Annotated in this window: 21 protein-coding genes, 2 tRNA genes and 4 pseudogenes; 8 read left to right on the forward strand and 19 right to left on the reverse strand. The window is 63.5% G+C overall.

Going from position 1 to position 22,286, the window contains the following annotated elements:
• Positions 1 to 255: 255 nt before the first annotated feature.
• The 3 genes and pseudogenes from ACYG9Y_RS16680 to ACYG9Y_RS16690 all read right to left on the reverse strand — a co-directional run bounded on the left by ACYG9Y_RS16680 (position 256) and on the right by ACYG9Y_RS16690 (position 1,070).
• Positions 256 to 577, reverse strand: a pseudogene (locus ACYG9Y_RS16680) (HigA family addiction module antitoxin).
• Between the two features lie 50 nt (positions 578 to 627).
• Positions 628 to 704, reverse strand: a tRNA-Arg gene (locus ACYG9Y_RS16685).
• A 60-nt stretch (positions 705 to 764) separates the two neighbouring features.
• Complete coding sequence (locus ACYG9Y_RS16690) at positions 765 to 1,070, reverse strand: ETC complex I subunit (RefSeq protein ID WP_023670294.1); 306 nt, start codon at positions 1,068 to 1,070, stop codon at positions 765 to 767.
• A gap of 173 nt (positions 1,071 to 1,243) precedes the next feature.
• Here ACYG9Y_RS16690 and ACYG9Y_RS16695 point away from each other — a divergent pair, with 173 nt between their 5' ends.
• The 4 genes from ACYG9Y_RS16695 (at position 1,244) to ACYG9Y_RS16710 (ending at position 3,669) form a co-directional block, all read left to right on the forward strand.
• A complete protein-coding gene (locus tag ACYG9Y_RS16695) occupies positions 1,244 to 2,428 on the forward strand; it encodes a flavin-containing monooxygenase (protein ID WP_023715100.1) in 1,185 nt (394 codons plus the stop codon).
• 51 nt (positions 2,429 to 2,479) lie between these two features.
• Positions 2,480 to 2,556, forward strand: a tRNA-Pro gene (locus tag ACYG9Y_RS16700).
• A 179-nt stretch (positions 2,557 to 2,735) separates the two neighbouring features.
• On the forward strand, positions 2,736 to 3,047 hold the full coding sequence (locus ACYG9Y_RS16705) for a hypothetical protein (protein ID WP_023684765.1): 312 nt from the start codon (positions 2,736 to 2,738) through the stop codon (positions 3,045 to 3,047).
• 361 nt (positions 3,048 to 3,408) lie between these two features.
• A complete protein-coding gene (locus ACYG9Y_RS16710; RefSeq protein ID WP_023738658.1) occupies positions 3,409 to 3,669 on the forward strand; it encodes a hypothetical protein in 261 nt (86 codons plus the stop codon).
• Positions 3,670 to 3,677: 8 nt separating this feature from the next.
• Here the strand turns inward: ACYG9Y_RS16710 and ACYG9Y_RS16715 are convergent, their stop codons facing one another.
• From ACYG9Y_RS16715 to ACYG9Y_RS16735, 5 genes and pseudogenes are all read right to left on the reverse strand, one after another.
• Complete coding sequence (locus ACYG9Y_RS16715) at positions 3,678 to 4,061, reverse strand: type II toxin-antitoxin system VapC family toxin (protein WP_023738657.1); 384 nt, start codon at positions 4,059 to 4,061, stop codon at positions 3,678 to 3,680.
• Positions 4,058 to 4,315, reverse strand: coding sequence for a type II toxin-antitoxin system Phd/YefM family antitoxin (locus tag ACYG9Y_RS16720; protein WP_023738656.1), 258 nt, complete (start codon positions 4,313 to 4,315; stop codon positions 4,058 to 4,060). The genes ACYG9Y_RS16715 and ACYG9Y_RS16720 overlap by 4 nt, the downstream gene beginning before the upstream one ends.
• Positions 4,316 to 4,636: 321 nt before the next feature.
• A complete protein-coding gene (gene hdaA / locus ACYG9Y_RS16725) occupies positions 4,637 to 5,341 on the reverse strand; it encodes a DnaA regulatory inactivator HdaA (protein WP_023738655.1) in 705 nt (234 codons plus the stop codon).
• A 2-nt stretch (positions 5,342 to 5,343) separates the two neighbouring features.
• A complete protein-coding gene (locus ACYG9Y_RS16730) occupies positions 5,344 to 6,537 on the reverse strand; it encodes an AI-2E family transporter (protein ID WP_023738654.1) in 1,194 nt (397 codons plus the stop codon).
• Positions 6,509 to 7,068: pseudogene (locus ACYG9Y_RS16735) on the reverse strand (CDP-alcohol phosphatidyltransferase family protein). Before ACYG9Y_RS16735 ends, ACYG9Y_RS16730 begins: the two are co-directional and overlap by 29 nt.
• Before the next feature lie 166 nt (positions 7,069 to 7,234).
• Between ACYG9Y_RS16735 and purM the strand changes: the two are divergent.
• The 3 genes and pseudogenes from purM (at position 7,235) to ACYG9Y_RS16750 (ending at position 9,548) form a co-directional block, all read left to right on the forward strand.
• Entirely contained in the window at positions 7,235 to 8,314 is a 1,080-nt protein-coding gene (gene purM, locus ACYG9Y_RS16740) for a phosphoribosylformylglycinamidine cyclo-ligase (protein WP_023738653.1), read from the forward strand.
• Positions 8,311 to 9,018, forward strand: a complete 708-nt coding sequence (gene purN / locus ACYG9Y_RS16745) for a phosphoribosylglycinamide formyltransferase (RefSeq protein WP_023738652.1) — start codon at positions 8,311 to 8,313, stop codon at positions 9,016 to 9,018. Before purM ends, purN begins: the two co-directional genes overlap by 4 nt.
• A 7-nt stretch (positions 9,019 to 9,025) precedes the next feature.
• Positions 9,026 to 9,548, forward strand: a pseudogene (locus ACYG9Y_RS16750) (SixA phosphatase family protein).
• A 190-nt stretch (positions 9,549 to 9,738) separates the two neighbouring features.
• On the opposite strand, the gene ACYG9Y_RS16755 reads toward ACYG9Y_RS16750, so the two are convergent.
• The 6 genes and pseudogenes from ACYG9Y_RS16755 to ACYG9Y_RS16780 form a co-directional block, all read right to left on the reverse strand.
• Positions 9,739 to 9,972: a DUF680 domain-containing protein gene (locus tag ACYG9Y_RS16755; RefSeq protein ID WP_023738651.1), complete on the reverse strand. Its 234-nt coding sequence runs from the start codon at positions 9,970 to 9,972 to the stop codon at positions 9,739 to 9,741.
• Between the two features lie 237 nt (positions 9,973 to 10,209).
• A complete protein-coding gene (gene dapB / locus ACYG9Y_RS16760; protein WP_023738650.1) occupies positions 10,210 to 10,971 on the reverse strand; it encodes a 4-hydroxy-tetrahydrodipicolinate reductase in 762 nt (253 codons plus the stop codon).
• A 63-nt stretch (positions 10,972 to 11,034) separates the two neighbouring features.
• A pseudogene (gene speB / locus ACYG9Y_RS16765) lies at positions 11,035 to 11,837 on the reverse strand (agmatinase).
• 96 nt (positions 11,838 to 11,933) lie between these two features.
• Entirely contained in the window at positions 11,934 to 13,106 is a 1,173-nt protein-coding gene (locus tag ACYG9Y_RS16770; RefSeq protein WP_023738649.1) for an amidohydrolase, read from the reverse strand.
• 15 nt (positions 13,107 to 13,121) lie between these two features.
• A complete protein-coding gene (locus tag ACYG9Y_RS16775) occupies positions 13,122 to 14,348 on the reverse strand; it encodes a Zn-dependent hydrolase (protein WP_031253530.1) in 1,227 nt (408 codons plus the stop codon).
• A gap of 2 nt (positions 14,349 to 14,350) precedes the next feature.
• Entirely contained in the window at positions 14,351 to 15,553 is a 1,203-nt protein-coding gene (locus ACYG9Y_RS16780) for a diaminopropionate ammonia-lyase (protein WP_023738647.1), read from the reverse strand.
• A gap of 103 nt (positions 15,554 to 15,656) precedes the next feature.
• On the opposite strand from ACYG9Y_RS16780, the gene ACYG9Y_RS16785 reads away from it, so the two are divergent.
• Positions 15,657 to 16,133 (forward strand): Lrp/AsnC family transcriptional regulator, encoded by a 477-nt coding sequence (locus tag ACYG9Y_RS16785; RefSeq protein WP_023738646.1) that lies wholly within the window; start codon positions 15,657 to 15,659, stop codon positions 16,131 to 16,133.
• A gap of 58 nt (positions 16,134 to 16,191) precedes the next feature.
• Here the strand turns inward: ACYG9Y_RS16785 and ACYG9Y_RS16790 are convergent, their stop codons facing one another.
• The 5 genes from ACYG9Y_RS16790 to ACYG9Y_RS16810 form a co-directional block, all read right to left on the reverse strand.
• The gene (locus ACYG9Y_RS16790) at positions 16,192 to 18,300 is read right to left on the reverse strand and encodes a molybdopterin-containing oxidoreductase family protein (protein WP_023738645.1); all 2,109 of its coding nucleotides are present in this window, start codon (positions 18,298 to 18,300) and stop codon (positions 16,192 to 16,194) included.
• 159 nt (positions 18,301 to 18,459) lie between these two features.
• Positions 18,460 to 20,337 carry an ABC-F family ATP-binding cassette domain-containing protein gene (locus tag ACYG9Y_RS16795; RefSeq protein ID WP_023705325.1) on the reverse strand — a complete coding sequence of 626 codons (1,878 nt, stop codon included), beginning with the start codon at positions 20,335 to 20,337 and terminating at the stop codon, positions 18,460 to 18,462.
• A 135-nt stretch (positions 20,338 to 20,472) separates the two neighbouring features.
• Entirely contained in the window at positions 20,473 to 20,919 is a 447-nt protein-coding gene (locus ACYG9Y_RS16800; protein ID WP_023670270.1) for a Ros/MucR family transcriptional regulator, read from the reverse strand.
• A 166-nt stretch (positions 20,920 to 21,085) separates the two neighbouring features.
• Positions 21,086 to 21,319 carry a hypothetical protein gene (locus ACYG9Y_RS16805; protein ID WP_023733893.1) on the reverse strand — a complete coding sequence of 78 codons (234 nt, stop codon included), beginning with the start codon at positions 21,317 to 21,319 and terminating at the stop codon, positions 21,086 to 21,088.
• Entirely contained in the window at positions 21,312 to 22,268 is a 957-nt protein-coding gene (locus ACYG9Y_RS16810) for a DMT family transporter (RefSeq protein ID WP_245259943.1), read from the reverse strand. The genes ACYG9Y_RS16805 and ACYG9Y_RS16810 overlap by 8 nt, the downstream gene beginning before the upstream one ends.
• Positions 22,269 to 22,286 lie beyond the last annotated feature (18 nt).

Consider the following 22,286-nt stretch of genomic DNA (forward strand, 5'->3'; position numbering starts at 1 on the left):
CCATCCATACCTATGAGAGGGCTTTCGCAATGGCGGCCCAGAGATCGGCAAGTTGCCAAAGCGAGAGGGCCAAATACCCGAAACTTTACCGGTAGATGGCTAACAAGGACGACCTTCAGTCTCCGGCGCCGCGACGCCTCACCTAAGGTATTGAAATTATTGGCAGGATTCGAAGCTGTGACCATCGGCTTAGAAGGCCGGTGCTCTATCCGGCGGAGCTACGGGACCGCTGCCGTCAGCGAACGCGCTCTACCTTCAGGCAGCATGCAGGGTCGGGATGGCGCTAACGTCAACTTCGCGCTCCGCATGCCAGGCATCATACGCGGCCTGCATCCTGAGCCAGATCGCGGCACCATCGCCGAACATCTTGCCAAGAAGGGCGGCCACGGCAGGCGATACCGGCTTCTTCTCACGGATGATATCGTAGAGCTGCTGGGCGCGAGATTCCGAGCAGATTGGCGATTTCCACCTTGGTCTTGCCGGCGGCGGGAACGATGTCGTCGAGCAACGCGCCAGGATGGGAAGGGCAGCGCTCGGTCGTTCTGTTTCGTTCGTACACCTTCAGAGTGCTACCCATATGCCAGGTACAAACCGTAACCTATGTGTCCGGAATGGACCCGGCAAAATTGGCGATCCCGACAGGATTCGAACCTGTGACCATCGGCTTAGAAGGCCGGTGCTCTATCCAGCTGAGCTACGGGACCGCTGGCCGGCATTTGATATCTTGGCCGGCTGGTGTCTATGTGCCAGGCGCTGACCGCCGGTTAATGCGTCCAGGGTATCCTGCGGTCATAGCGGAAATTTTCCGCATAGGAAATCTGCCGGCGCTTGGTCTCTTTCGGCTCCTCGACACGGAAGGCCAGGCCCTGCTTTTCGGCATAGGCCACCGCCTCTTCCCTGGTGTCGAAGGTCAGCCTGATCTGGCTCAGCATGTCGCCCGATGTGGTGTAGCCCATCAGCGGGTCGATCTTCTTGCGTTGGGCGGGATCGAATTCCAGCACCCAATGGCCGGTCTTGGCCTTGCCGGACTGCATCGCGGTTTTGGCTGGGCTGAAAATTCGCGCGGACATGGGCACCTCGTAGCTGCGTTGGCGGTAGCGCCGCCTTATTTCAGTCAATACTGTGCAACACTGCCGACGGCAAGGCCGAAGCGGCCTGCAACCAGGCCGCTTCGGCAGCGGCATCGGCCCGATACACTGGCGTAGCATCAAAAGTCATGGTCATGATGGTGACACAAAGAGGCATGGACGCAGGGATTTTGCACGCCGAGGCCGACAGCCAAGCGATTTTCGACGGCGCGATCGTGATCGGCGCCGGGGCAGCCGGCTTGACCGCAGCCCATGCGCTGCTCAAGACCGGCGTGCCTGTGATGGTGTTGGAAAAGGAAGCCCGGCTGGCCGAGCCATGGCACGGGCGGCACGAGCGACTGCATCTCAACACGCATCGCGACCTTTCGGCGCTGCCGGGCGTTTCCTTTCCTGCCGGCACCCCTGCCTTTCCGCACCGAAACACCATCATCGGCCATTTGAACGAATTCCACGCCATGCACCGGCTGCCGGTCGAGTTCGGCATTGCGGTCGAGGAGATAGGCTTCGAGGGCGACCACTGGCTTGTGCGGACCAGTGCCGGGCCGCGGCTGGCGCGCCATGTCGTCATCGCCACCGGGCGCGACCGGCAGCCCTTCATCCCGGCCTGGAAAGGCATGAAGGCCTTTGCCGGACGCATCATCCATTCGGCCGCATTCGGCGACGCCAAGGCCTATGCGGGCAAGAAAGTGCTGGTCGTCGGCGCCGGCAATTCCGGCTTCGACGTGCTCAATCACCTGTCGGCAGCCGGCACGGGACAGATCTGGCTGTCGGCGCGCAACGGTCCGGCACTGCTGCCCAAGCGCCTCGGCCAGATCGCCGTCCACCGGTTTTCGCCGATCCTGGCGCGGCTGCCGTTCAAGCTCGCCGATGCGGTGATGGCGGCGACGCAGCGATGGGCCTTCGGCGACCTCACGGCCTACGGCCTGCCGCCGACGCCTTCGGGCGGCGCAAGCCGGCTGGCGTCGGATTATACCGCCATCGCCACCGATGACGGCGCCGTCGATGCCATCAAGGACCGCAGGATCATCGTGCTGCCAACCGTGCGGGAATTTACCGGCGACACGGTCGTTTTCGACGATGGCGCGACGATCCAGCCCGATATCGTCATCGCCGCGACCGGCTACCGCACCGGGCTCGAGGCCATGCTGGGCAAGCTCGGCGTGCTCGACGAAAAAGGCGTGCCGCTGTTCAACGGCGCCAACAGCGACCCGAAACTGCCGGGCCTGTGGTTCACCGGCATGCGGCCGAGCATCCGCGGCTGTTTCGCCAATGCCCGCATCCAGGCCAAGGCGATCGCAGCCAGGATTGCACGGGAGCGCAGACCGCCAAGCCCCGTTTGACGATTTAGGGGTTGCGTGACAGGGTCCGGAACCGTATACGCCGCAGGGCCTCGGAGTGTAGCGCAGCCTGGTAGCGCATCTGGTTTGGGACCAGAGGGTCGGGAGTTCGAATCTCTCCACTCCGACCATTTTTTCCCACAAAGCCAGTCCTTGCCCAAGGTATCACTCCCAAGGTCGCCAATGGCTGCCTCGCCGGTAGCGCATGGCGGCACGCATTGCCCAAGCAGCAGCCGCTCGCCGATCGGACCCTACATTGGAACACCAGTTCGCTCCGAGAGTTGTGTATGTTCAACCCAAGGAGCAAACAATGAAAACCCTTCTCATCGCCTCGATGATCGCGTTCGCCGGAACGGCGGCTTTGATCGCACCGGCGCAAGCCGCCAGTCTGACTATCCAGTCCGATGACGACGATCAATATTCGTCCGACGATGGCGATATACAGGTTCTTCGCCATCACCAGCGCCACAAAGACTATAGCGACGACTATGGCGACGACTACAGCGACAACCAGGATGGCCAATGGCGGCGCCACCATCGCCATCACCGCTGCCATATCGAACTGGTCAGGCACTGGCGCCATCACCACAGGGTCGTCGAAGAGGTCAGGGTCTGCGGCTGATCCGGTCGCTTCGGACCTGCTACGGCCGAGTTGGCGGCCGGAGCACAATCTGACCTAAAGCCCGTCGCTTTGAACGGACTCACGCGACGCGCTTAATGTGCTTGTTTGATGCATTTCGTTCTCTCAAAAACCGGGGCCACTTTTTTTGCGACATGCATTAGGCGCCGGTATCATCGACAGCATCCCTTCTGCGGGTTTGGCTGAAAATCCGACGCAGGGATAATCCCCCCGCTTCCACCTCTACCGCCGGTCTAAAAGCACGTCGCGCTGAAACGTATCCAGGTGATGCATGTCGTTCTCTCAAAACCGGGACCACTTTTGAGCGACATGCATTAGACTCCGGGCAAAGGGGAGATTCTGGATGCTTGGTCTCGAGGCATGGCTTTCGCTGATTGGCCCTGCCTACTTCGCCTTGATCGGCATCACGGTTCCGTTCGTCGTAGTCTGGGCCATTATCTGTGCAGCCCTGTGGATCTGGAACAACCGGCCGAGCAAGAGGCAAGGCCCTCCCCGCTCGTGGCCCGCCAGCGTGCTGTTCTTTGTCGTCGTTGCCGCGTGCTACGTGGCAGCGCATACGGTGGTCTATCTGCTGGTCCGGTATCTGGCGGCGTTGTGGGCATAAACGTAGCTCTATAGAGCGCTCTCGATATCGGTCTTCGAAAAATCGTCGCCAACATAGAGCAAGCGGCAGGCTCGATCCTTTGCCACTTCATAGGCAAAGCAATCGCCGAAATTGAGCCCGGCCGGATGAATACCCTTGCCCCATCGCCCATACGCCTCGGCTATGCGTCGGCCAGAGGCTGGTGTCACCGCCGTGACCTCGAAGCCGAGCCCGTCGATCAGGCCGGCCATTTCCTCACCGACATTGCGCCTATCCGCCACGATCAGCGCCTCGGCCATTGTGCCAGCCGAGATCAGAATATCGTCTTCGGCTTCCAGCGCCGCAATGCAGGCACTGGATTGAGGTTCGGCAAGAACGATCGCCATCAGGGCCGAGGTATCGACCACGATCATTCGGGCAGGCCATCGTCGCCATAGAGGAACTCCTGGCTCCGCGCGGCATCCGACCCGGCCTTTGCCTTGGCAGCGCCGGATGCTCGCATCGCCTCCAGTAATGCCCGGCGGCTTTTCCTGTCAGGGACAGCCTTCACGGGAACAAGGCGCACGGCTGCATGACCATGACGGGTCAGGATAACTTCATCACCCGCCTCGGCACGACGGACCAGTTCGGTGAGCTGCCCCTTGGCGTCTGTAACGGATACCTGCATTGACCACTCCTTTATGGACCATGCTCTGGTCCATATTCAAAAAGTAGACCATCTAATGGTCCATTTCAATGCAGGACGATGAAGATCTTGCGACTTGGTGAAATCTGAATGACAGCTGGCGCGCAATCGTAGGCCTTGCGGCGATTCTATCTGAAGGTAAGCTCGCCGGGCGAGAACCCCAATCATCACTCCCGGCGAGCCTACAACCCGATCAGGAACGCGATCAGGACCGGGGTCAGCCGGCAAACGCAGTGTTGCAAGATGGATGCCAGAGGTTTCTTCTCGAAATGGGACAGGAGCGGAGTCTTCTCCTTCCACTGCCTAAACCTCGAACTCGCCCTGCCCTTCATCCATGGCGCTGACGATCTCGGCGGCGAGCGCCCTGGTGATCGGCGTCTTACGCTCGAGCGCGGTGCGGTCGAGGCGCTCGACCACGCGCATGGCGGTGGCCAGCGAGCGCTCCATGCGGCGCACCAGATATTGCACGACATGCGGCTCGACCTCGACCTGGCGGTCGGCGAAGAGTTTGGTGATAACACCGGCCAGAAGCAAATCGTCGGGTTCGTGGATTTCGACCGTTGCCGCCGCCTTCAGCCGCGAAGCCAGGTCGGGCAGCGTCACCCCCCAGGCGGCGGGGAAGCGCCGCGCCGTCAACAGCAAGGTGGACCCGGCGCCGCGCACTTCATTGATGAGATGAAACAGGCCCGCCTCGTCGATGGCTGTCTTGTCGACATCGTCGATCAGCGCCGGCCTGCTGCCAAGCCCGGAGATGGCATTGCCGATGCGCTCGGCATCGACCGCCACAGCGTTGGTCCGCGCCTGCCAGATCGAGCCCAGATGTGTCTTGCCGGAACCGGCCGGGCCAGCGAGCACGATCACCGGCGACGGCCAGTCCGGCCAGCGGTCGACAAGGGCTGCCGCCTCGCGGTTGGTGGCCGACACCACCAACTCGTCGCGCGAGTAGCCGGTGCCGTGGCCAAGGTCGAGCGGCAGCTGGCGCGGCGGTTCGGTCTTTTGATCCGTCACGTTCAGCCGCGCGGCGAGCGGTAGCCCCCGCCGCGAGCGGCGGGCAGCGGCGGGACGGGCTCGGTGGAGTGTCCCTTGTAGAGCGGCGATTCGAGATAGCGGGCAATGGCAAACCGCACCAGCACGGCAACCGCCGCCGAAGCAGGAACGGCGATCAAAAGGCCGACGAAGCCGAACAGGGCGCCGAAGGCAAACAGCGCAAACATCAGCCAGACCGGGTGCAGGCCGACGCTTTTTCCGACCAGCCTCGGCTGGAGGATGTTGCCTTCGATGAACTGGCCGATGAAGAAGACCACTGCGACAGCAACGATCATGGTCCAGTCCGGCCAGAACTGGACGAAGGCGACGCCGACGGCCAGCACCAGCCCGGTCAGCGAGCCGACATAGGGAATGAAGGAGATCAGCCCGGCGAAGAGGCCGATCAGGATGGCAAAATTCAGCCCGGTCAGCGTCAGGCCAGTGGCATACATGCCGCCGAGCACCAGGCACAACGTGCCCTGGCCGCGCACGAAGCCGGCCGTCGCGGTGTTGATGTCCCTGGAGATCGCCCTGACCGTCCCGACATAATCGCGCGGCACCCAGCTGTCGACGACCGCCACCATGCGGTCCCAGTCGAGCAGCATGTAGAAAGCGACAACCGGTGTGACCACGAACAGGCTGACCACTGACACCAGAGCAACGCCGGAACTCCAGATCGAGGTGAAGACGGTGCTCAGCAGGCCGAAACCGGAAGTGAGCAGCGAATTCAGCCCGTCGCGCAGGCCATTGGCATTGACGCCGAATTTCTGCTCCAGCCATTTCGGGTCGAACGAGGTGATCAGCGACTGCAGCCGGGTCAGATATTCCGGCAGCTTGCTGGCGAAATCGGCCATCTGCGTGGCCAGTACCGGAACCAGGATGACGAAGGCCAGCACCAAAAGGACGATGAAGGCAATCAGGATGACCACCGTCGCCATCAGCCGGGACAGCCCGAGGCGCTGCAGCCGGTCGGCGACCGGGTCGAGGAAATAGGCCAGCACCATGCCGGCAACGAACGGCAACAGGATGCTGGAAAAAATGTAGAGGAACAGCGCCAGGAAGATTGCCGTGCCCAGCCAGAAGAAAATCTGGCGGCGAAACGCCAGGGACGCAGCCGCGTCTGCTAACGCGGCAGTCGCGGCTTTCTTGTCAACTACCCGGGGTGGAGCCTTCGCCATAGCCGCTCATATGCCTCAGCCAAGCCACGAGATAGGCCGCGGCCGAAGCCACGGTCAAGACCCCGGACAGCAATATGAGCGCAGGCCTGAGCGGGTCGAGGTGGAGGCCAAGGGCAAGTTCGCCCAGCACCACGGCGCCAGCACGATCTGGGCGGCGGTGTTGGCCTTCGACACATAGAGCGGCTTCATCTCGACCGGATTCGCCATGACCGTGGACAAAAGCACGGCGCAGATGATCAGCGCATCGCGTGACACCATGGTCACCACCAGCCACAGCGGCAATTGCCCGATGAAGCCCATGACCACGAACACCGAGACCAGAAGCACCTTGTCGGCCATCGGATCGAGATAGGCGCCGAGTCTCGATTGCTGGTTGAAGCGGCGGGCGATGAAGCCGTCGACGCCATCGGAAATTCCGGCAACGAGAAATCCGGCAAAGGCCCAGTCCCAGCGCATGTTCAGCATCGCCAGCACCAGCACGAAGCGCAGGATGGTGATGAGGTTGGAATGGTCAAAGGCATGTCCCGCCATGCTTGTTCTGCAGATAGATGATGGAGTTGGATTGTGGGTGCAAGGACCAGCGGTGAAGGGACTGTCCACGTATTTATCTTGGCAAAAGCCCGGTATCCTGTCGTCATCCTTGCCCCCCGAAACCATTCATGCGAAGAGCCGCCGAGGGAAACAGGATGCGCCGACGATGAGCAAGGGCGACCGGGCCAAGCGCAAGAACGGGCTCACCTATGCCGAGGCGGGCGTCGACATCGATGCCGGCAACCTCATGGTCGAGAAGATCAAGCCGCTGGTGCGCGCGACGCGCCGGCCGGGCGCCGATGGCGAGATCGGCGGTTTTGGCGGCCTGTTCGACCTCAAGGCGGCGGGTTTCACGGATCCGGTGCTGGTCGCCGCCAATGACGGCGTCGGCACCAAGCTGAAGATCGCCATCGATGCCGGCAAGCACGACACGATCGGCATCGACCTCGTCGCCATGTGCGTCAACGACATCGTCGTGCAGGGCGCCGAGCCACTGTTCTTCCTCGACTATTTCGCCACCGGCAAGCTCGACCCCGACCAGGGGGCGGCAATCGTCGGCGGCATAGCAATCGGCTGCCGACAGGCCGGCTGCGCGCTGATCGGCGGCGAGACCGCTGAAATGCCCGGCATGTATAACGACAAGGATTACGACCTTGCCGGCTTCGCCGTCGGGGCGGCCGAACGCGGCCAGTTGCTGCCGACCGACGATATTGTCGAAGGCGACGTGCTGCTTGGGCTGGCTTCCTCGGGCCTGCATTCGAATGGCTTTTCGCTGGTGCGCCGTATCGTTGCCGTCAGCGGGCTTGCCTGGAGCGATCCGGCGCCGTTCAACGACGAAGCGACGCTGGCCGAGGCGCTGCTCGAGCCGACCCGCATCTATGTGAAGTCGGTCCTCAAGGCCATCCGCAACACGCATGGCATCAAGGCACTGGCCCATATCACCGGCGGCGGCTTTCCCGAAAACATTCCGCGCGTCCTGCCCAAGGACTTTTCCGCAGAGCTTGATCTCAATGCCATCGATGTGCCGGCGGTGTTTTCCTGGCTGGCGAAGACTGGCGGCGTGGCGCCGGAGGAGATGATGCGCACCTTCAACTGCGGTATCGGCATGATCCTCGTCGTCGCCTCCGGCCAGGCCGCACAGGTCGCAGCCGTGCTGCAGGAGGCCGGCGAGACTGTGACGCCGATCGGCCGCATCGTTCCGCGCCGCGACGCCGGCGTCATCTATCGGGGCTCGATCGGCCTATGAGCAGGAAACGCACGGTTGTTCTGATCTCGGGACGCGGCTCGAACATGACGGCGCTGATCGCGGCGGCGAGCGACCCGGCCTATCCCGCCGAGATCGTCGGCGTCATCTCCGACCGAGCCAACGCCGCCGGCCTTGGCATCGCGGCCGCGCGCGGCATCCCGACCAAAGTCATCGTGCGCGCCGACCATGCCAGCAAGGAAGCGCATGATGCGGCGATCGACGCCGCTCTGATTGCGTTCAACGCCGAGATCGTGGCGCTGGCCGGCTATCTGCGCATTCTCTCCCGCGGCCTGGTCGAGAAGTGGCAAGGGCGCATGCTCAACATCCACCCTGCCCTGCTGCCGGCCTTCAAAGGCCTGGACACGCATGCGCGCGCCCTGCGCGCCGGCATTCGCATTCATGGCTGCACGGTGCATTTCGTCACATCAGAGATGGATGACGGCCCGATCATCGCGCAGGCAGCGGTGCCGGTGATGGTCGGCGACATCGAAGACACGCTGGCCGCCAGAGTGCTGAAGGCCGAGCACCGGCTTTATGCGCTGGCGCTCGGGCTGGTCGCCGACGGCAAGGCGCACATGGAAGGCGGCCGCACCGTGCTGGCACATTTCGCCGACGATGCCGAAAACGGAACTTCCGTGGTGATGGCGCCCGACCCGCTGCGCGAAGAACGCGATCTCGAACATCTGGCGCGGATCACGCCGTAGGCCGACATTGGCGACACCGAGACAATTGCTCCTGCTGCGCCGCCAAGTCGATCTGGGACGACCCGGCGCTTGCTGATTTGGACCGGCCGCTCGGGCCGCGCGGGCTGAAGACGGCGCCGCTGATGGGGCGCGAACTGGCGCGGCGCAGTTGGCCGCCTGACCTGGCGCTGGTGTCGCCGGCGCTGCGCACGCGCGAGACATGGCGGCTGGTCTCGGCGGAACTGTCGGCGAGCGTAACGGTGGAGTTCGCCGAGGCGCTCTTCGAAGCCACGGCTGGCGACATTCTGGCCGAAGTGCGACAGGCAATCTCCTCTGCCGGCTGTCTCCTGGTGCTCGGCCATAATCCCGGCCTGGAGGACTTTGCCCGCCGGCTCGCCGGTCCGCGATCGGGTGTGGCTGCTCTCAGGAAACTTGAAGAGAAATTCCCGACCGGCGCCCTTGCCCGCTTTGTCATCGACGGCGACTGGGCGGATCTCGGCTTCGGCGCGGCCCGGTTGACGCATTGCATCAAGCCGAAGGATCTAAGCTAGACCAAGCTGCCTAACGGGCTAGCCGCAGGTGACAGCCGCAAAGCGTGTTTTGAAAGACCACGGTAAAACATGGAGATAGGACCAACTGCTGGCGGATTGATTCAAGATCTTTGCGGCCCGAGTCGATTGCATAAAAACAAGAGCGGTGGGCCGGGCCTACCGCTCTTGTGGTCGTCGATTTCTCAGAAAATCAACGACCCCAGATGCCCTGGCCGGATTCCGGCTGGTTCGAGTCGCCCTTGATCGGGAAATCGCCGAGGCTGGCCGGCTTGCGGATCGAGGCGGTATAACTGTGGTCGATGTTGCCGGCGGGCGCTGTCACAGCAGGCTGGTTGACGCCGTCGGAGCCGTAGTGGTCGCTGCCTGCGAAAGCGGTGCCGGTGGCAAGGAGGATGGCAGCAGCGGTAAGTGCGATCTTGGTCATTTCAGGTAATCCAGATTTTTTAGTTCTGTCCGTCAAGTGGCGTGCCTTGGGAGGAATTCGCGTCGCTCGGACCACCCCGAAATGGGTGTGCGTTGCTGCCATTGCCAATCACAAAAATGTGCGAACCGAACCGTTCGGTTCGGTCTGGGAAGGGCGAAATGGCGTAGTTGTTGCTATATTCTATTCTCTAGGCGGCTCCGACCTCGCAACGCCCCTCGTTGCGTTACCCTTTGCACCTCAAAAGGTCGTGAAACCCAGTACGTCGCGCATATCGTATTCGCGGGGAGGCCGGACGGCGACCCAGCGCGCTGCCGCAATGGCGCCGCGCGCGAACATCGAGCGGCCGCTGGCTGAATGCGAGAGCGTAAGCGTTTCGCCCTCACCGAGGAAGCTCACGCTGTGCTCGCCGACGATGCTGCCGCCGCGCAGCACGGCAAAGCCGATCTCGCCGGCAGGGCGTGGACCTGTAACGCCGTCGCGGATGCGTTTCGCCACATCGTCAAGCCCGCGAGCGGCCGCCTCGCCCAGCATCAGCGCCGTACCCGACGGTGCGTCGACCTTCATGCGGTGATGCGCTTCCAGGATCTCGATGTCGGCGGCGGGACCAAGTGCTCGCGCCGCCTGTTCGACCAGCCCAGCCAGCATGTTGAGCCCCAGCGAGTAGCTGCCTGAGCGAACGATGGCGACGGACTTCGAAGCAGCAGCGATGGCGGCGAGATCGGCAGGTTTGAAGCCGGTCGAGCCGATGACCAGCGCCGGGCCGCCGCGGGCCGCGCAAGCTTGTGCAAGATCGACCGAGGCCGCAGGCGTGGTGAAATCGATGACGACATCCGCAAGCGCCAGTGCTTCGTCGCGCTCGACCAGCCCCTCACCGATGCTGCCCGGCCTGTGAAAGCGGGCGACGAGCGCCAGCCTGGGATCGGTCTCGACGGCCAGCGCCATCTCCCTGCCCATGCGGCCGAGCGCACCGGCTAAGGCTATTTTCAATGGATGCGGCATGGCGGCTTTCACTGGAAATGCGAGTCACAACAATGATCTACCATGCCGCCCTGCCAGATTGATTCAGCCGGCGCTATGCGTCTTGAGCATCATACCGGCGATCTCCTTGACCAGCTTGGCGGCAACCAGCGCGGTAAGATTGGAGACATCCTGGCTTGCATTGTATTCGACGACATCGGCGCCGACGATGGGCGGGTCGATCCGCTGGATCAGGTTGATCACTTGCCGGGTTGTAAGACCACCGGGTTCGCGGTGCGACACGCCGGGCGCACAAGCCGGGTCGAGGCCGTCCAGATCGACCGAGAGATAGACCGGCGTCTTGAGATCGAGCTGCAGGTCCTCGCTGAAATGGCGCGCCTCGATCACCTCGACGCCGAAGCGCTTGAGCTGGTCACGAAGTTCATCATTGAGGGTGCGCAAGCCGATCTGGACCAGCCGGTCGGCCAGCCCTCCTCCAGGATGCGCGCGAAGGACGAGGTGTGCGATCGCCTGTTGTCCTGATAGGCATCGTAGATGTCGGGATGGGCGTCGATCTGGACGATCGTTAGCCTGGCATGGCGGCGGCGCACGGCACGCAGCATCGGCCAGGCGATGGCATGATCGCCACCGAGGCTGATCAACGGGTGGCCGGCATCCAGCGCGCGGCCGACCTCGGCCTCGATTCGCTCCCACGGATCGCCGTCGCCTGAAAAGTCGATGTCGCCGTGGTCGACGAAACTGTCCGCCACATCGAAGCCGGTTTCGCTCCACGAGCTGTGGGCGTCGCTTTTGAGTTCGCGCCGGATCAGGGCCGGCGCTGCAGCCGCGCCCTTGAGATAGGACGAGTTCTCGTCATGCGGTATTCCCAGAAGCGAAACCCTGGTCATCGGCGTGCGATCTCCGGCAACAGGCAATCTCCCTAAACCCGGCAGCTGGCTGGCGATAGCAGTGCCGCTTGGGCCAGCTGCGAAGGCGATCAGGCGTCACTTCACGATCGCGCCGCCCAGCCTTTGCCTGACGATCGCGATATGGAAATCCGTGCCGTGCAACAGCCCGTCATCGTTGAAGTCGTAGCTGGAATTGTGCAGCGGCGGCGAGGTCTCGCCATTGCCGAGAAACACGAAACAGCCCGGTACGTGATCGAGGAAGCGTGCGAAATCCTCCGAGGCGGTCATCGGCTCCGCCGCGATGCTGGCGGCGCCATCGGCCAGCACGCGCCTTGCGGCGACAAAGGCCGCGTCCACCAGGTCGGCATCGTTCTGCAGCGGCACGAATTCCCTGCTATAGGTCACGTCGGCGGTGACATTGTAGGCGGCGGCGGTGCCCGCCGCGATGACCCGCATCTGGCGCTCGATCTCGGCGCTGACCTCGGGACGAAAACTGCGGGCGTCACCGAGGATGCGGGCGAGGCCGGGCAATGCGTTGCGGGTGCCGTCGGTGATCAGTTCGGTCACCGAAACCACCGAAATGTCGGCCGGGCTCAGCCGGCGCGAGACGATGGTCTGCAGATTGGTGACCAGCGCGCAGGCGGCGACCAGCGTCTCGTTCCCGGAATGTGGCCGCGCCGCATGGCCGCCGATCCCCTTGAGCACGATCTCGAAATTGTCCTCCGCCGACATGAACGGGCCGGCACGGGTCTCGAAATGTCCAATGGGCAGGCCCGGCATGTTGTGCAGGCCAAAGATCTCGTCGAAGGGGAAGCGCTGCAGCAGCCCGTCATCGAGCATTGCCAGCGCGCCCTTGCCCCATTCCTCGGCCGGCTGGAAAACGAAACGCACGGTGCCGTCGAAACCGCCCTCGGCGGCCAGCAGCTTTGCCGCGCCGAGCAGCATGGTGGTGTGGCCGTCATGACCGCACGCATGCATGATGCCGGGGTTCTGCGAGCGATAGGCTGTCGCGGACTGCTCGGTGATGCGCAGCGCATCCATGTCGGCCCTGAGCGCAACCGTCCGGTTGCCGCTGCCGCGCTTCAACGTGCCAACGACGCCGGTGCCGCCGACCCCCTCTGCAACATCGTCCAGCCCGAATTCGCGCAGCTTCGCGGCGACAAAGGCAGCGGTGTGCTTTTCCTCGAAGCCGAACTCGGGGTGCGCGTGCAAATCGCGCCGCCAGCCGGTCATTTCCTGCTTCAGCACATCACGATCGAGCTCAGCCATTTCTTCTCCCCCGACCTATCTTGCAAGCTCACTGGCGACATCAAGCAGGATGTTGGCGCCGGCGACAAGCTCGGCATCTTCAGTGTGTTCGCGCGGATTGTGGCTGATGCCGCCGGCGCTCGGCACGAAGATCATCGCCGCCGGTGCGATGCGAGCCATCATTTGTGCATCATGGCCGGCGCCCGATGTCATGCGCCTGACGCCAAGACCGCGGTTCTTCGCGGCCGCCTCGATCCGTTCGACGATGCCGATGTCGAATAGCACCGGTTCGAAACGGGCCAGTTGCTCTGCCGAAATCGACAGGCTTTCGGCTGCAGCGAGCTCCTCGATATAGGCAGCAAGGGCCGCCTCATGCGCCTGCAGGCGCTGTTCGTCGGGATCGCGCAGGTCGATGGTGAAGACGGCGCGCGCGGGAATGACGTTGATGGCGTTGGGTTCGAAGCGCATCGTGCCGACCGTGGCCACGGTTGGCCCATTTGAAGCCCTGGCCCGATCGTGCAGGAAGGTGATGATGCGGGCGGCGGCGTGGCCGGCGTCGCTGCGCATCGACATCGGCGTGGTGCCGGCATGGTTGGCGGCGCCGTCGATGGTGATGCGCTGCCAGGAAATGCCTTGCAAATTCTCGACCGCGCCGATCGGCACGCCTTCGCGCTCCAGCACCGGCCCCTGCTCGATATGAAGTTCGAGATAGGCATGCGGCTTGAGGAAGCCGGGTTCGCGGTCGCCGGCATAGCCGATGCGGGCGAGCTCCTGGCCGAGCACGCTGCCATCCGTGCCGATGGCGGCCAGCACGGCCTCCGCGCTGACGCCACCGGCATGGCATAGCGAGCCCATCATATCAGGCGTGTAGCGCACACCTTCCTCATTGGTGAAAGCGGCGACCGCGACCGGGCGTGACGGCGAAAAGCCCGAAGCCTGCAGCTTCTCGATCACCTCCAGCCCGGCCAGCACGCCGTAGCAGCCATCATAGATGCCGGCATCGATGACGGTGTCGATATGCGAACCGATGAGCAGTGGCGCCTGCCCGGCATTGTCGGGGCATTGCCAGATGCCGACAATATTGCCGACCCGGTCGATGGCGACTTCCAGCCTGGCCTGCCTGAGCCAGCCGACAAAGAGGTCACGGCCCTGTTTGTCTGTGTCGGAGGCGGCGAGCCGGATCAGCCTATCCTCACTGTCGCGGCCAACGGCGCCGAGTTCCCGGATGCGGCCAAGCAGACGCTGTGCATCGATCCCGATCATGGCTATGCCTCGGCCTTCAGCTTGCCGGCCAGCACATCGGCGGGGCTCTGCCCGACCAGCTCGGTATAGCGATGCGGGTCTGTGGCGCCTTCGGTGTTGATTACAAGCAGGCGGGATTTGTCGTCGAGCCCGAGCGCGGCCTTGTGGTCGGCCACCGCCCGGATCAGCCCGGCCAGACCGACGCCGCCGCTTTCGCCGGCGACGATCACTGGATCATTGCCAGCCGGCCGTGCCAGCCGCCGCATCACCGCGACCGCCTCCTCCTCATCCACCGTCATGAAGGCATCGGCAACCCGCGCCAGAACGCGCCAGGCAACTTGCGAGGCCTCGTAGCATTCGAGCATCGCCATCACCGTCGGCTGGTCGTGTGCGACCTTGACCACGTGGCCCGCCCGGGCGGCTGCGACAACGCAGGCGGCGCGGGCCGGCTCGACGACGATGAAGGTCGGCCTGGCGTCACCGAGCACGATGGCGAGATGGCCGGCCAGGGCGGCGGCAATGCCGCCGACACCGGCCTGCACGAAGACATGGGTCGGCGGCTGCGGCAACTGGCCCAACGCTTCACGCACGATCGTCGAATAGCCCTGCATGACCAGACCGGGGATGCGCTCGTAGCCCGGCCAGGAGGTGTCGGACACCACGGTCCAGCCTTGCTCAGCTGAAACCTCGGCGGCCTGCCTAACCGAGTCGTCATAATTGCCGTCGACGCGGATCATCTCGGCGCCATAGCGGGCTATTGCTGCAATGCGCGCCTCGCTGACGCCGGCGTGAACGAAGATTGCCGCTTTCGCGCCAACCAACTGTGCACCTTGCGCGACCGAGCGGCCATGATTGCCGTCGGTGGCGCAGGCAACCGTCATGCCGGCAGCGACCGCCCGGACGTCGAACCGGTTGAGATCGGCCACGTCAACGGGCCGACCAAGCGATCGGCTCGCCTCCTCCAGCACCAGTCGAAAAACGGCATAGGCGCCGCCGAGCGCCTTGAAACTGCCGAGACCGAGGCGAAAGCCTTCATCCTTGATGTGGACGGCGCCGAGGCCGAGTTCGCCGGCCAGCGTCGGCAATGCATGCAACGGAGTTGCGAGGTGATTGTCGCGATGGGCAAGAAAGCGCTCGACCGTATCGGCACCGGCATTCCCCAGCGTTTCGGCATCGACCGGATCGAGCGGCCGGCGGTGCAAGGCATTGCTGTTGAGCAGGAACACGGGTGGCCTCCTTTGGGTGTGACGAAATCATATTGCAGCCGAGGCGCAAATAGCGCTGTTATTGGCGCTTCGAAATGCAAGTTTGTTTCGCCAGGATAGCGCTTTGCCTCGATCGCCTTCGCTCGACAGTTTCGACCTCGCCATCCTTGCCATCCTGCAGCGGGACAACACGACGCCGCAGCGGCTGATCGGCGAAGCCGTCAACCTGTCGGCGCCGGCGGTGCAGCGGCGCATCAAGCGCATGGAACAGTCCGGCGTCATTGCCGGCAACGTCGCTGTCATCAACCCCGTTGTGGTCGGCCAGCCCATCACCATTTTCGTCGAGGTCGAACTGGAGAGCGAACGCTCGGACCTGATCGACGCGGCCAAGCGGCAATTCTCGGCAGAGCCCGAAGTGCAGCAATGCTACTACGTCACCGGCGAGGCCGACTTCATCCTAGTCATCACCGCGGCCGACATGGGGGCCTATGAGGCCCTGACGCGCAGACTGTTCTTCGACAGCAAGAATGTCCGAAAATTCCGCACCTTCGTTGCCATGGACCGTGTCAAGGTGGGGCTGACGGTGCCTCTGCCGGGATAGCCAGTCTCTTTTACGCAATTCCGGACGGAAAACCGCTCACACTTTTCCTGGAATTGCTTTAGCCCGCCGGCCGCAGGCAGACCTTGTTGTCGTGAAAGGCAGCGCCGCCATAAGGTGCCGGCGCATCGGCGCCGGTGAGCACATTGATGCCTTCGCCACGCTCATGGGCGCTGTTTGGCCAGATGCCCTCGGCGATCACCACGCCGCGCTTGAGGCCTTCGAACAGCTTTGCGTGCAGCACCACCTCGCCACGCCGGTTCCCGACCTCGATACGGTCGCCGTCGCCCAATCCAAGCGCGGCGGCATCGTCCGGGTGCACCAGGAGTTCCGGCCGGCCTTCCTTGGCTCTCGACACAGGTGTCTCGGCGAATGTCGAATTGAGAAAGTTGCGCGCCGGCGATGTGGCGAGCCGAAACGGATGCTCGGCGTCCGCCACCTCGATCAGGTCGACATGGTCAGGGAATTCGGGGAGTTCCGCCACCGGCCCGAACAGGCCCATGATTTTCGGCGGCCGGTTGGGCGCCGCCTGCCCGCTCCAATTGGCGCGGAAGTGAAATTTCTTGTCGGCATGGCCGAAACCATCGATGAAATGCGCCGCCTCGAAATCCGGCTGCAGGTCGACCCATTTGTCTTCCTTGAGGCTGGCGAAGGAGCCCAGCCCGCGCTTGCCGAGGATGATGTCGATATGCTGCTGCTCGGTCAGGCCAAAGCCCGGCCGGTCTGCGACGCCGAGACGCTGCGCCAATTGCTCGATGACGAAATGGTTGGTGCGCGGCCCTTCCGGCGGTTCGATCAGCTTGGGACCGAGCGTGATGTGCTGGTTGCCACCGCCCTTGTAGACGTCGTCATGCTCGAGAAACATCGTTGCCGGCAAAACGACATCGGCGAGCTTTGCCGTGTCGGTCATGAACTGCTCGTGCACGCAGGTGAACAGGTCGTCACGCAGGAAACCCTGCTTCACCAGCCGCTGCTCGGGCGCGACATTCACCGGGTTGGTGTTCTGGATCAGCATCGCCGTCACCGGCGGGCCGCCATAGAGCGCGTCCGCTGCACCGGTCAGCACCGGGCCGATACGCGACTGGTCGAGATGGCGAATATTGGGATCGCGCATCGCGGCGCCTTCCAGCACATCCTGGTTGAGCTTGAAGATGCCGGAATTGGAATGGAAGGCACCGCCACCCTCATATTGCCAGGCGCCGGTGACGGCGGCGATGCAGGATGCCGCGTGCATGTTGACCGCGCCGTTGCGCTGGCGGGCAAAGCCATAGCCGAGGCGGAAATAGGTTTTCCTCGTCGTGCCGACGAGGCGTGCGAAAGCCTCGATCTCGGTGACGGCAAGACCGGTGATGGCGGAAGCCCATCCCGGCGTGCGCGTCTCCAGATGCGCTTCCAGCCCCTTCGGATCGTCGGTGTATCTTTCGAGATAGGCGCGGTCGGCCATGCCTTCCCTGAACAGCACATGCATGACCGCGCAGGCCAGCGCGCCATCGGTGCCGGGCTTCAGCACAAGGCCCATATCGGCCTGCTTCATCGTCGCGTTCTCGTAGACGTCGATAACGACGATCCTGGCGCCACGCTCCTTCCGCGCCTTGATGGCGTGGGTCATGACATTGACCTGCGTGACCACGGCATTGGTGCCCCAGATCACCACGCAGTCGGACTTCGCCATCTCGCGCGGATCGGGACCGCGCAAGGCGCCCGCTCCCATCATCCAGCCGGTCCAGGCCAGATTGGTGCAGATCGAGCCGAAGAAGCCGGAGTATTTTTTTGCATGGCGCAGCCGGTCGATGCCGTCGCGCTGCACCAGCCCCATCGTGCCGGCATAGTAATAAGGCCAGACGGTCTCGGAGCCGTATTTTTCCTCGGCCGCGATGAGTTTCTCGGCGACGAGGTCGAGTGCCGCTTCCCAGCTGGATTCTTTCCAGATGCCGTCGCCCTTGGCGCCGGCGCGAACAAGCGGCTTCAGCAGTCGGTCCGGATGATGGACACGATCGGCATAGCGCGCGACCTTGGCGCAGACCACACCAGCCGTATACGTATTGGACTTGGCACCATGGACACGGCCGATGCGGTTGCCATCGAGCAGTTCGACCTCGAGCGCGCAGGTCGAAGGGCAATCATGCGGACAGGCGGAGTGGCCGATTCTGAGCTTGGCGTGCTGGTTCATGCGGCGTTTTTAGCGGGTTTCGCGGGCGGCGTGTAGGGCCAGATCTTACCCTCCCCTTGATGGGGAGGGTCGGCGCGCAGCGCCGGGGTGGGGTGCGGCGCAGACCCCCGCCCCGCTCCGCTTCGCGGATCGACCCTCCCCCCCAAGGGGGAGGGTAAATCACTCCGCCGTGCCTTCCTCGTACTCGGCCGACATGGTCAGCCACTTTTCCTCGTGGCCAGCCAACTGCTGTGCCAGTTGCGATCGCTCCTTGGCAAGCCGGGTCGCCGTCGACGGATCCTTCTCATATACCGCCGGGTTGGCGAGTTCGTCCTCGATCAGGTCGATGCGCTTGCGGATGCGGTCCATCAGCGCTTCGGTGGCGCGGATTTCCTTGGCCAGCGGCTCGAAGGCGGCGCGGCGCGCCGCGGCATCGCGGCGGCGATCGGCCTTTGATGCCTTCTCGGCCTCGCGCTTGCCGCGTCGATCGCCGGACACGCCGGTGACGAGCGTCTTGTAGTCCTCTAGGTCGCCGTCATACGGGTTGACCGCACCATCCTTGACCAGCCACAGGCGGTCGGCGGTCGCTTCCAGCAGATGCCGGTCATGCGAGATCAGGATGACGGCGCCGGGAAACTCGTTCAGCGCATGGATCAAGGACTCGCGGCTGTCGATGTCCAAATGGTTGGTCGGTTCGTCGAGGATGAACAGGTTTGGACCCTCGAAGGCCGACAGGCCCATGAGCAGGCGCGCCTTCTCGCCGCCGGACAGGTCCTTGGCGGCGGTGTTCATCTTTTCGGTGGTCAGACCGAACTGGGCGACGCGGCCGCGCACCTTGGATTCCGGCGCTTCCGGCATCAGCCGGCGGACATGCTCATAGGCGTTTTCATCCGGGCGTAGGTCGTCGAGTTGGTGCTGGGCGAAGATCGCCACTTTCAGGCCCGGCGCCACCGTCATGGTGCCGCTCTCCTGCTTCAACCGGCCCGACAGAAGCTTGGCGAAGGTCGACTTGCCGTTGCCGTTGGCGCCGAGCAGCGCGATGCGGTCGTCGGCATCGATGCGCAGCGTCATCTTCTTCAGGATCGGCTGGCCCTCGGTGTAGCCGACATTGACGTTGTTCAAGGCAATGATCGGCGACGCCACCGTTTTCACCGGTTCGGGGAAAGAGAACGGCCGCACCGTGTCGTTCACGATCGCGGCAATCGGCTTCATCTTCTCCAGCGCCTTGATGCGCGACTGCGCCTGTCTCGCCTTCGAAGCCTTGGCGCGGAAGCGTTCGACGAAGGACTCCATGTGTTTGCGCGCGGCTTCCTGCTTGACGCGGCCCTTCTCCTGCAATTCCTTCTGCTCGGTGTACTGGCGCTCGAACTGGTCGTAGCCGCCGCGCCAGAAGGTCAGCTTCTTCTGGTCGAGATGAACGATGGAATTGACGGCGCGGTTGAGCAGGTCGCGATCGTGCGAGATCAGAAGCACCGTGTGCGGATATTTCGACACGTAGTTTTCCAGCCACAGCGTGCCTTCGAGATCGAGATAGTTGGTCGGCTCGTCAAGCAGCAGAAGGTCGGGCTCGGCAAACAGCACGGCGGCAAGCGCGACGCGCATGCGCCAGCCGCCGGAGAAGGACGAGGCCGGGCGGCGCTGCGCGGCGTCGTCGAAGCCAAGGCCGGCGAGGATGGTGGCCGCGCGGGATTCCGCCGAATGCGCATCGATATCCGCCAGCCGCATATGGATGTCGGCAATGCGGTGCGCGTCGGTGGCGGTCTTTTCCTCCTCGAGCAATGCGGTGCGCTCGAGGTCGGCCTTGAGCACGATTTCGATCAGCGGCTCCTCGGTGCCGGGCGCTTCCTGCGCCACCTGGCCGATGCGGGTGTTCTTGGGCAGGCTTATCGAGCCGGTCTCGGAGGGAAAGTCGCCGGTGATGGCCTTGAACAGCGTCGTCTTGCCGGTGCCGTTGCGGCCGACGAGGCCGGCCTTGGTGCCGGCCGGCAAGGTCAGCGAGGCATGATCGAGAAGCAAGCGTCCGGCCATGCGGAGCGAAAGATCGTTGATGATAAGCATGCCGGGGCTTTTGCACGGGAGGGCGGCGCTTCGCAAGGGCCTGGGCGCTGGCGGGGGCATAAGGCATGAAGACGGCGCGCCTTAAGCGCGCCGTCCATTGCAAACAGCAGACTGACTTTTCAGAGGCTGCCTGGTTCAGGCTTTGGGTTTGCGCTTCGTCACCTTGGCCGCGGCGGCCGGAACGGCCGGCTTGCGGCCGAGGCCCGAGGACTTGGCCAGTGCCGAACGGGTCGCGGAGTAGTTCGGCGCCACCATCGGATAGTCCGACGGCAAGCCCCATTTGCCACGATATTCCTCCGGGCTGAGACCATGGTCGGTCATCAGGTGGCGTTTCAGCGACTTGAATTTCTTGCCATCTTCCAGACAGACGATGTGGTCGGGAAACACCGACCGCTTCGGATTGACAGCGGGGTTCAGCGCGGGGCTTTCCACGGCGGCAATGCTGCCCAGCTTGCGCACCGATGCGCTGACGCTGGCGATCAGATCCGGCAGGCCGGACGCAGGGAGAGGATTGTTGCCGACATAGGCCGAGACGATGTCAGCAGTCAGTTCAATAGCGGTCTTGCTGTCGATGGTGTGCAATTCTGTTTCTCCCGCCGGTCATGAAGTTGCCGGCTTTTTTTAAGACTTCTCTTGATGTATCGACCTAGCTGCACCCCCCAACGGGTCGCTAAGTCTCAATAAACGATCAAGAATCGGAACAGGAGGATGTTTCCACAACAGGTTGCAACGTTGCAAATTAGAAAATCTAATACTTGGAAACGGCCGACTTCGCGCCAGCAGATTTCAACTGCACGGACCCGGCAGGTTTGGAGTCGGCCAGTATCTCCAGAATGCGCTTCCAGCGGGCGCACCGGCCGAAATCTTTTTGCTCTATCGCCTTTTCGGCCTTCATGGCGGCGTAGAGCGGCGCCTCGGCGCCGAACTCCTTGAGCAGCCAGAATGCTTCCTGTCTGGCGAGGCGTTCATCGTCGTCAAGCATGTTCAGCCTCCGAGCGTTCTATGCCCACCGCAATACAGCTGCCGATGACGAGGACCGCACCGGCTATCGCGGTCAGCGTCAGCCTTTCGCCCGACAGCGTCAGCAGCAGCGTCGATGCGATCGGCGTCAGATAGGCGATGACCGCAACCTTGCCGCCGCCTTCAAGCTTCAAGGCGCGCGACCAGAAATAATATCCCAGCCCCATCGGGCCGGCGCCGAGATAGAGGCCAAGCAGGAGGTGCTCGCTGGATGGCCAGGCTGCGCCGTCGTGAATACACCATAGCAAGGTCAGGCCGACGCCGACCAATGCCGAAGGCAAAAGCAAACGCTCCGACGGTGTGGCCAGGCGGGCGACCGCAATCGAATAGAAGGCCATGCACAGCGCCGAGCCGAAGGCAGCGAGATAGCCGACGATGCTGCCCTGGAGAAAAGGCTGGCCGCGACCACCCGAGATCACCAGCGCCACGCCGACAAAGCCGAACACGGCAGTCAAACCCAGCAGCACGGGGCGTTGCCGCTTGCCCAGCACGATGACCGCCGCCGCGACCATCAGCGGCCAGGTGTAGGCGACGAGATTGGCCTCGATCACCGGCATGGAGGCAAAGGCGATGTATTGCAGCACCATGGTGCCGACCAGGCCAATAAAGCCGACCGCGACCGGCGCCAGGGTGCCGTCAGCACCCTTGGCAAAGGCTGCGTCTTGCGTGTCCCCCTTCCGGCTCGCCAGATGGATGACGGCGAACACCAGAGCCGCTCCACAAAACTGCAGCAACTGCACGAGCGACACCGGATGGCTGGCCAGCAGGGATTTGCCGACCAGCGCGTTGGTCGACCACAGGGCGACCGCGCCGGCGGCGAAGACCAGGGCCGACGGCGAGCCCGATCCACCCCGGAATCGCCGAGACGGTGCCTTGTCCTTATCGCCGACCATGATGTTACCGACGGCCAAACAGGCGTCCACTTCTAT

Source organism: Mesorhizobium sp. W050 (genome assembly GCF_054719535.1).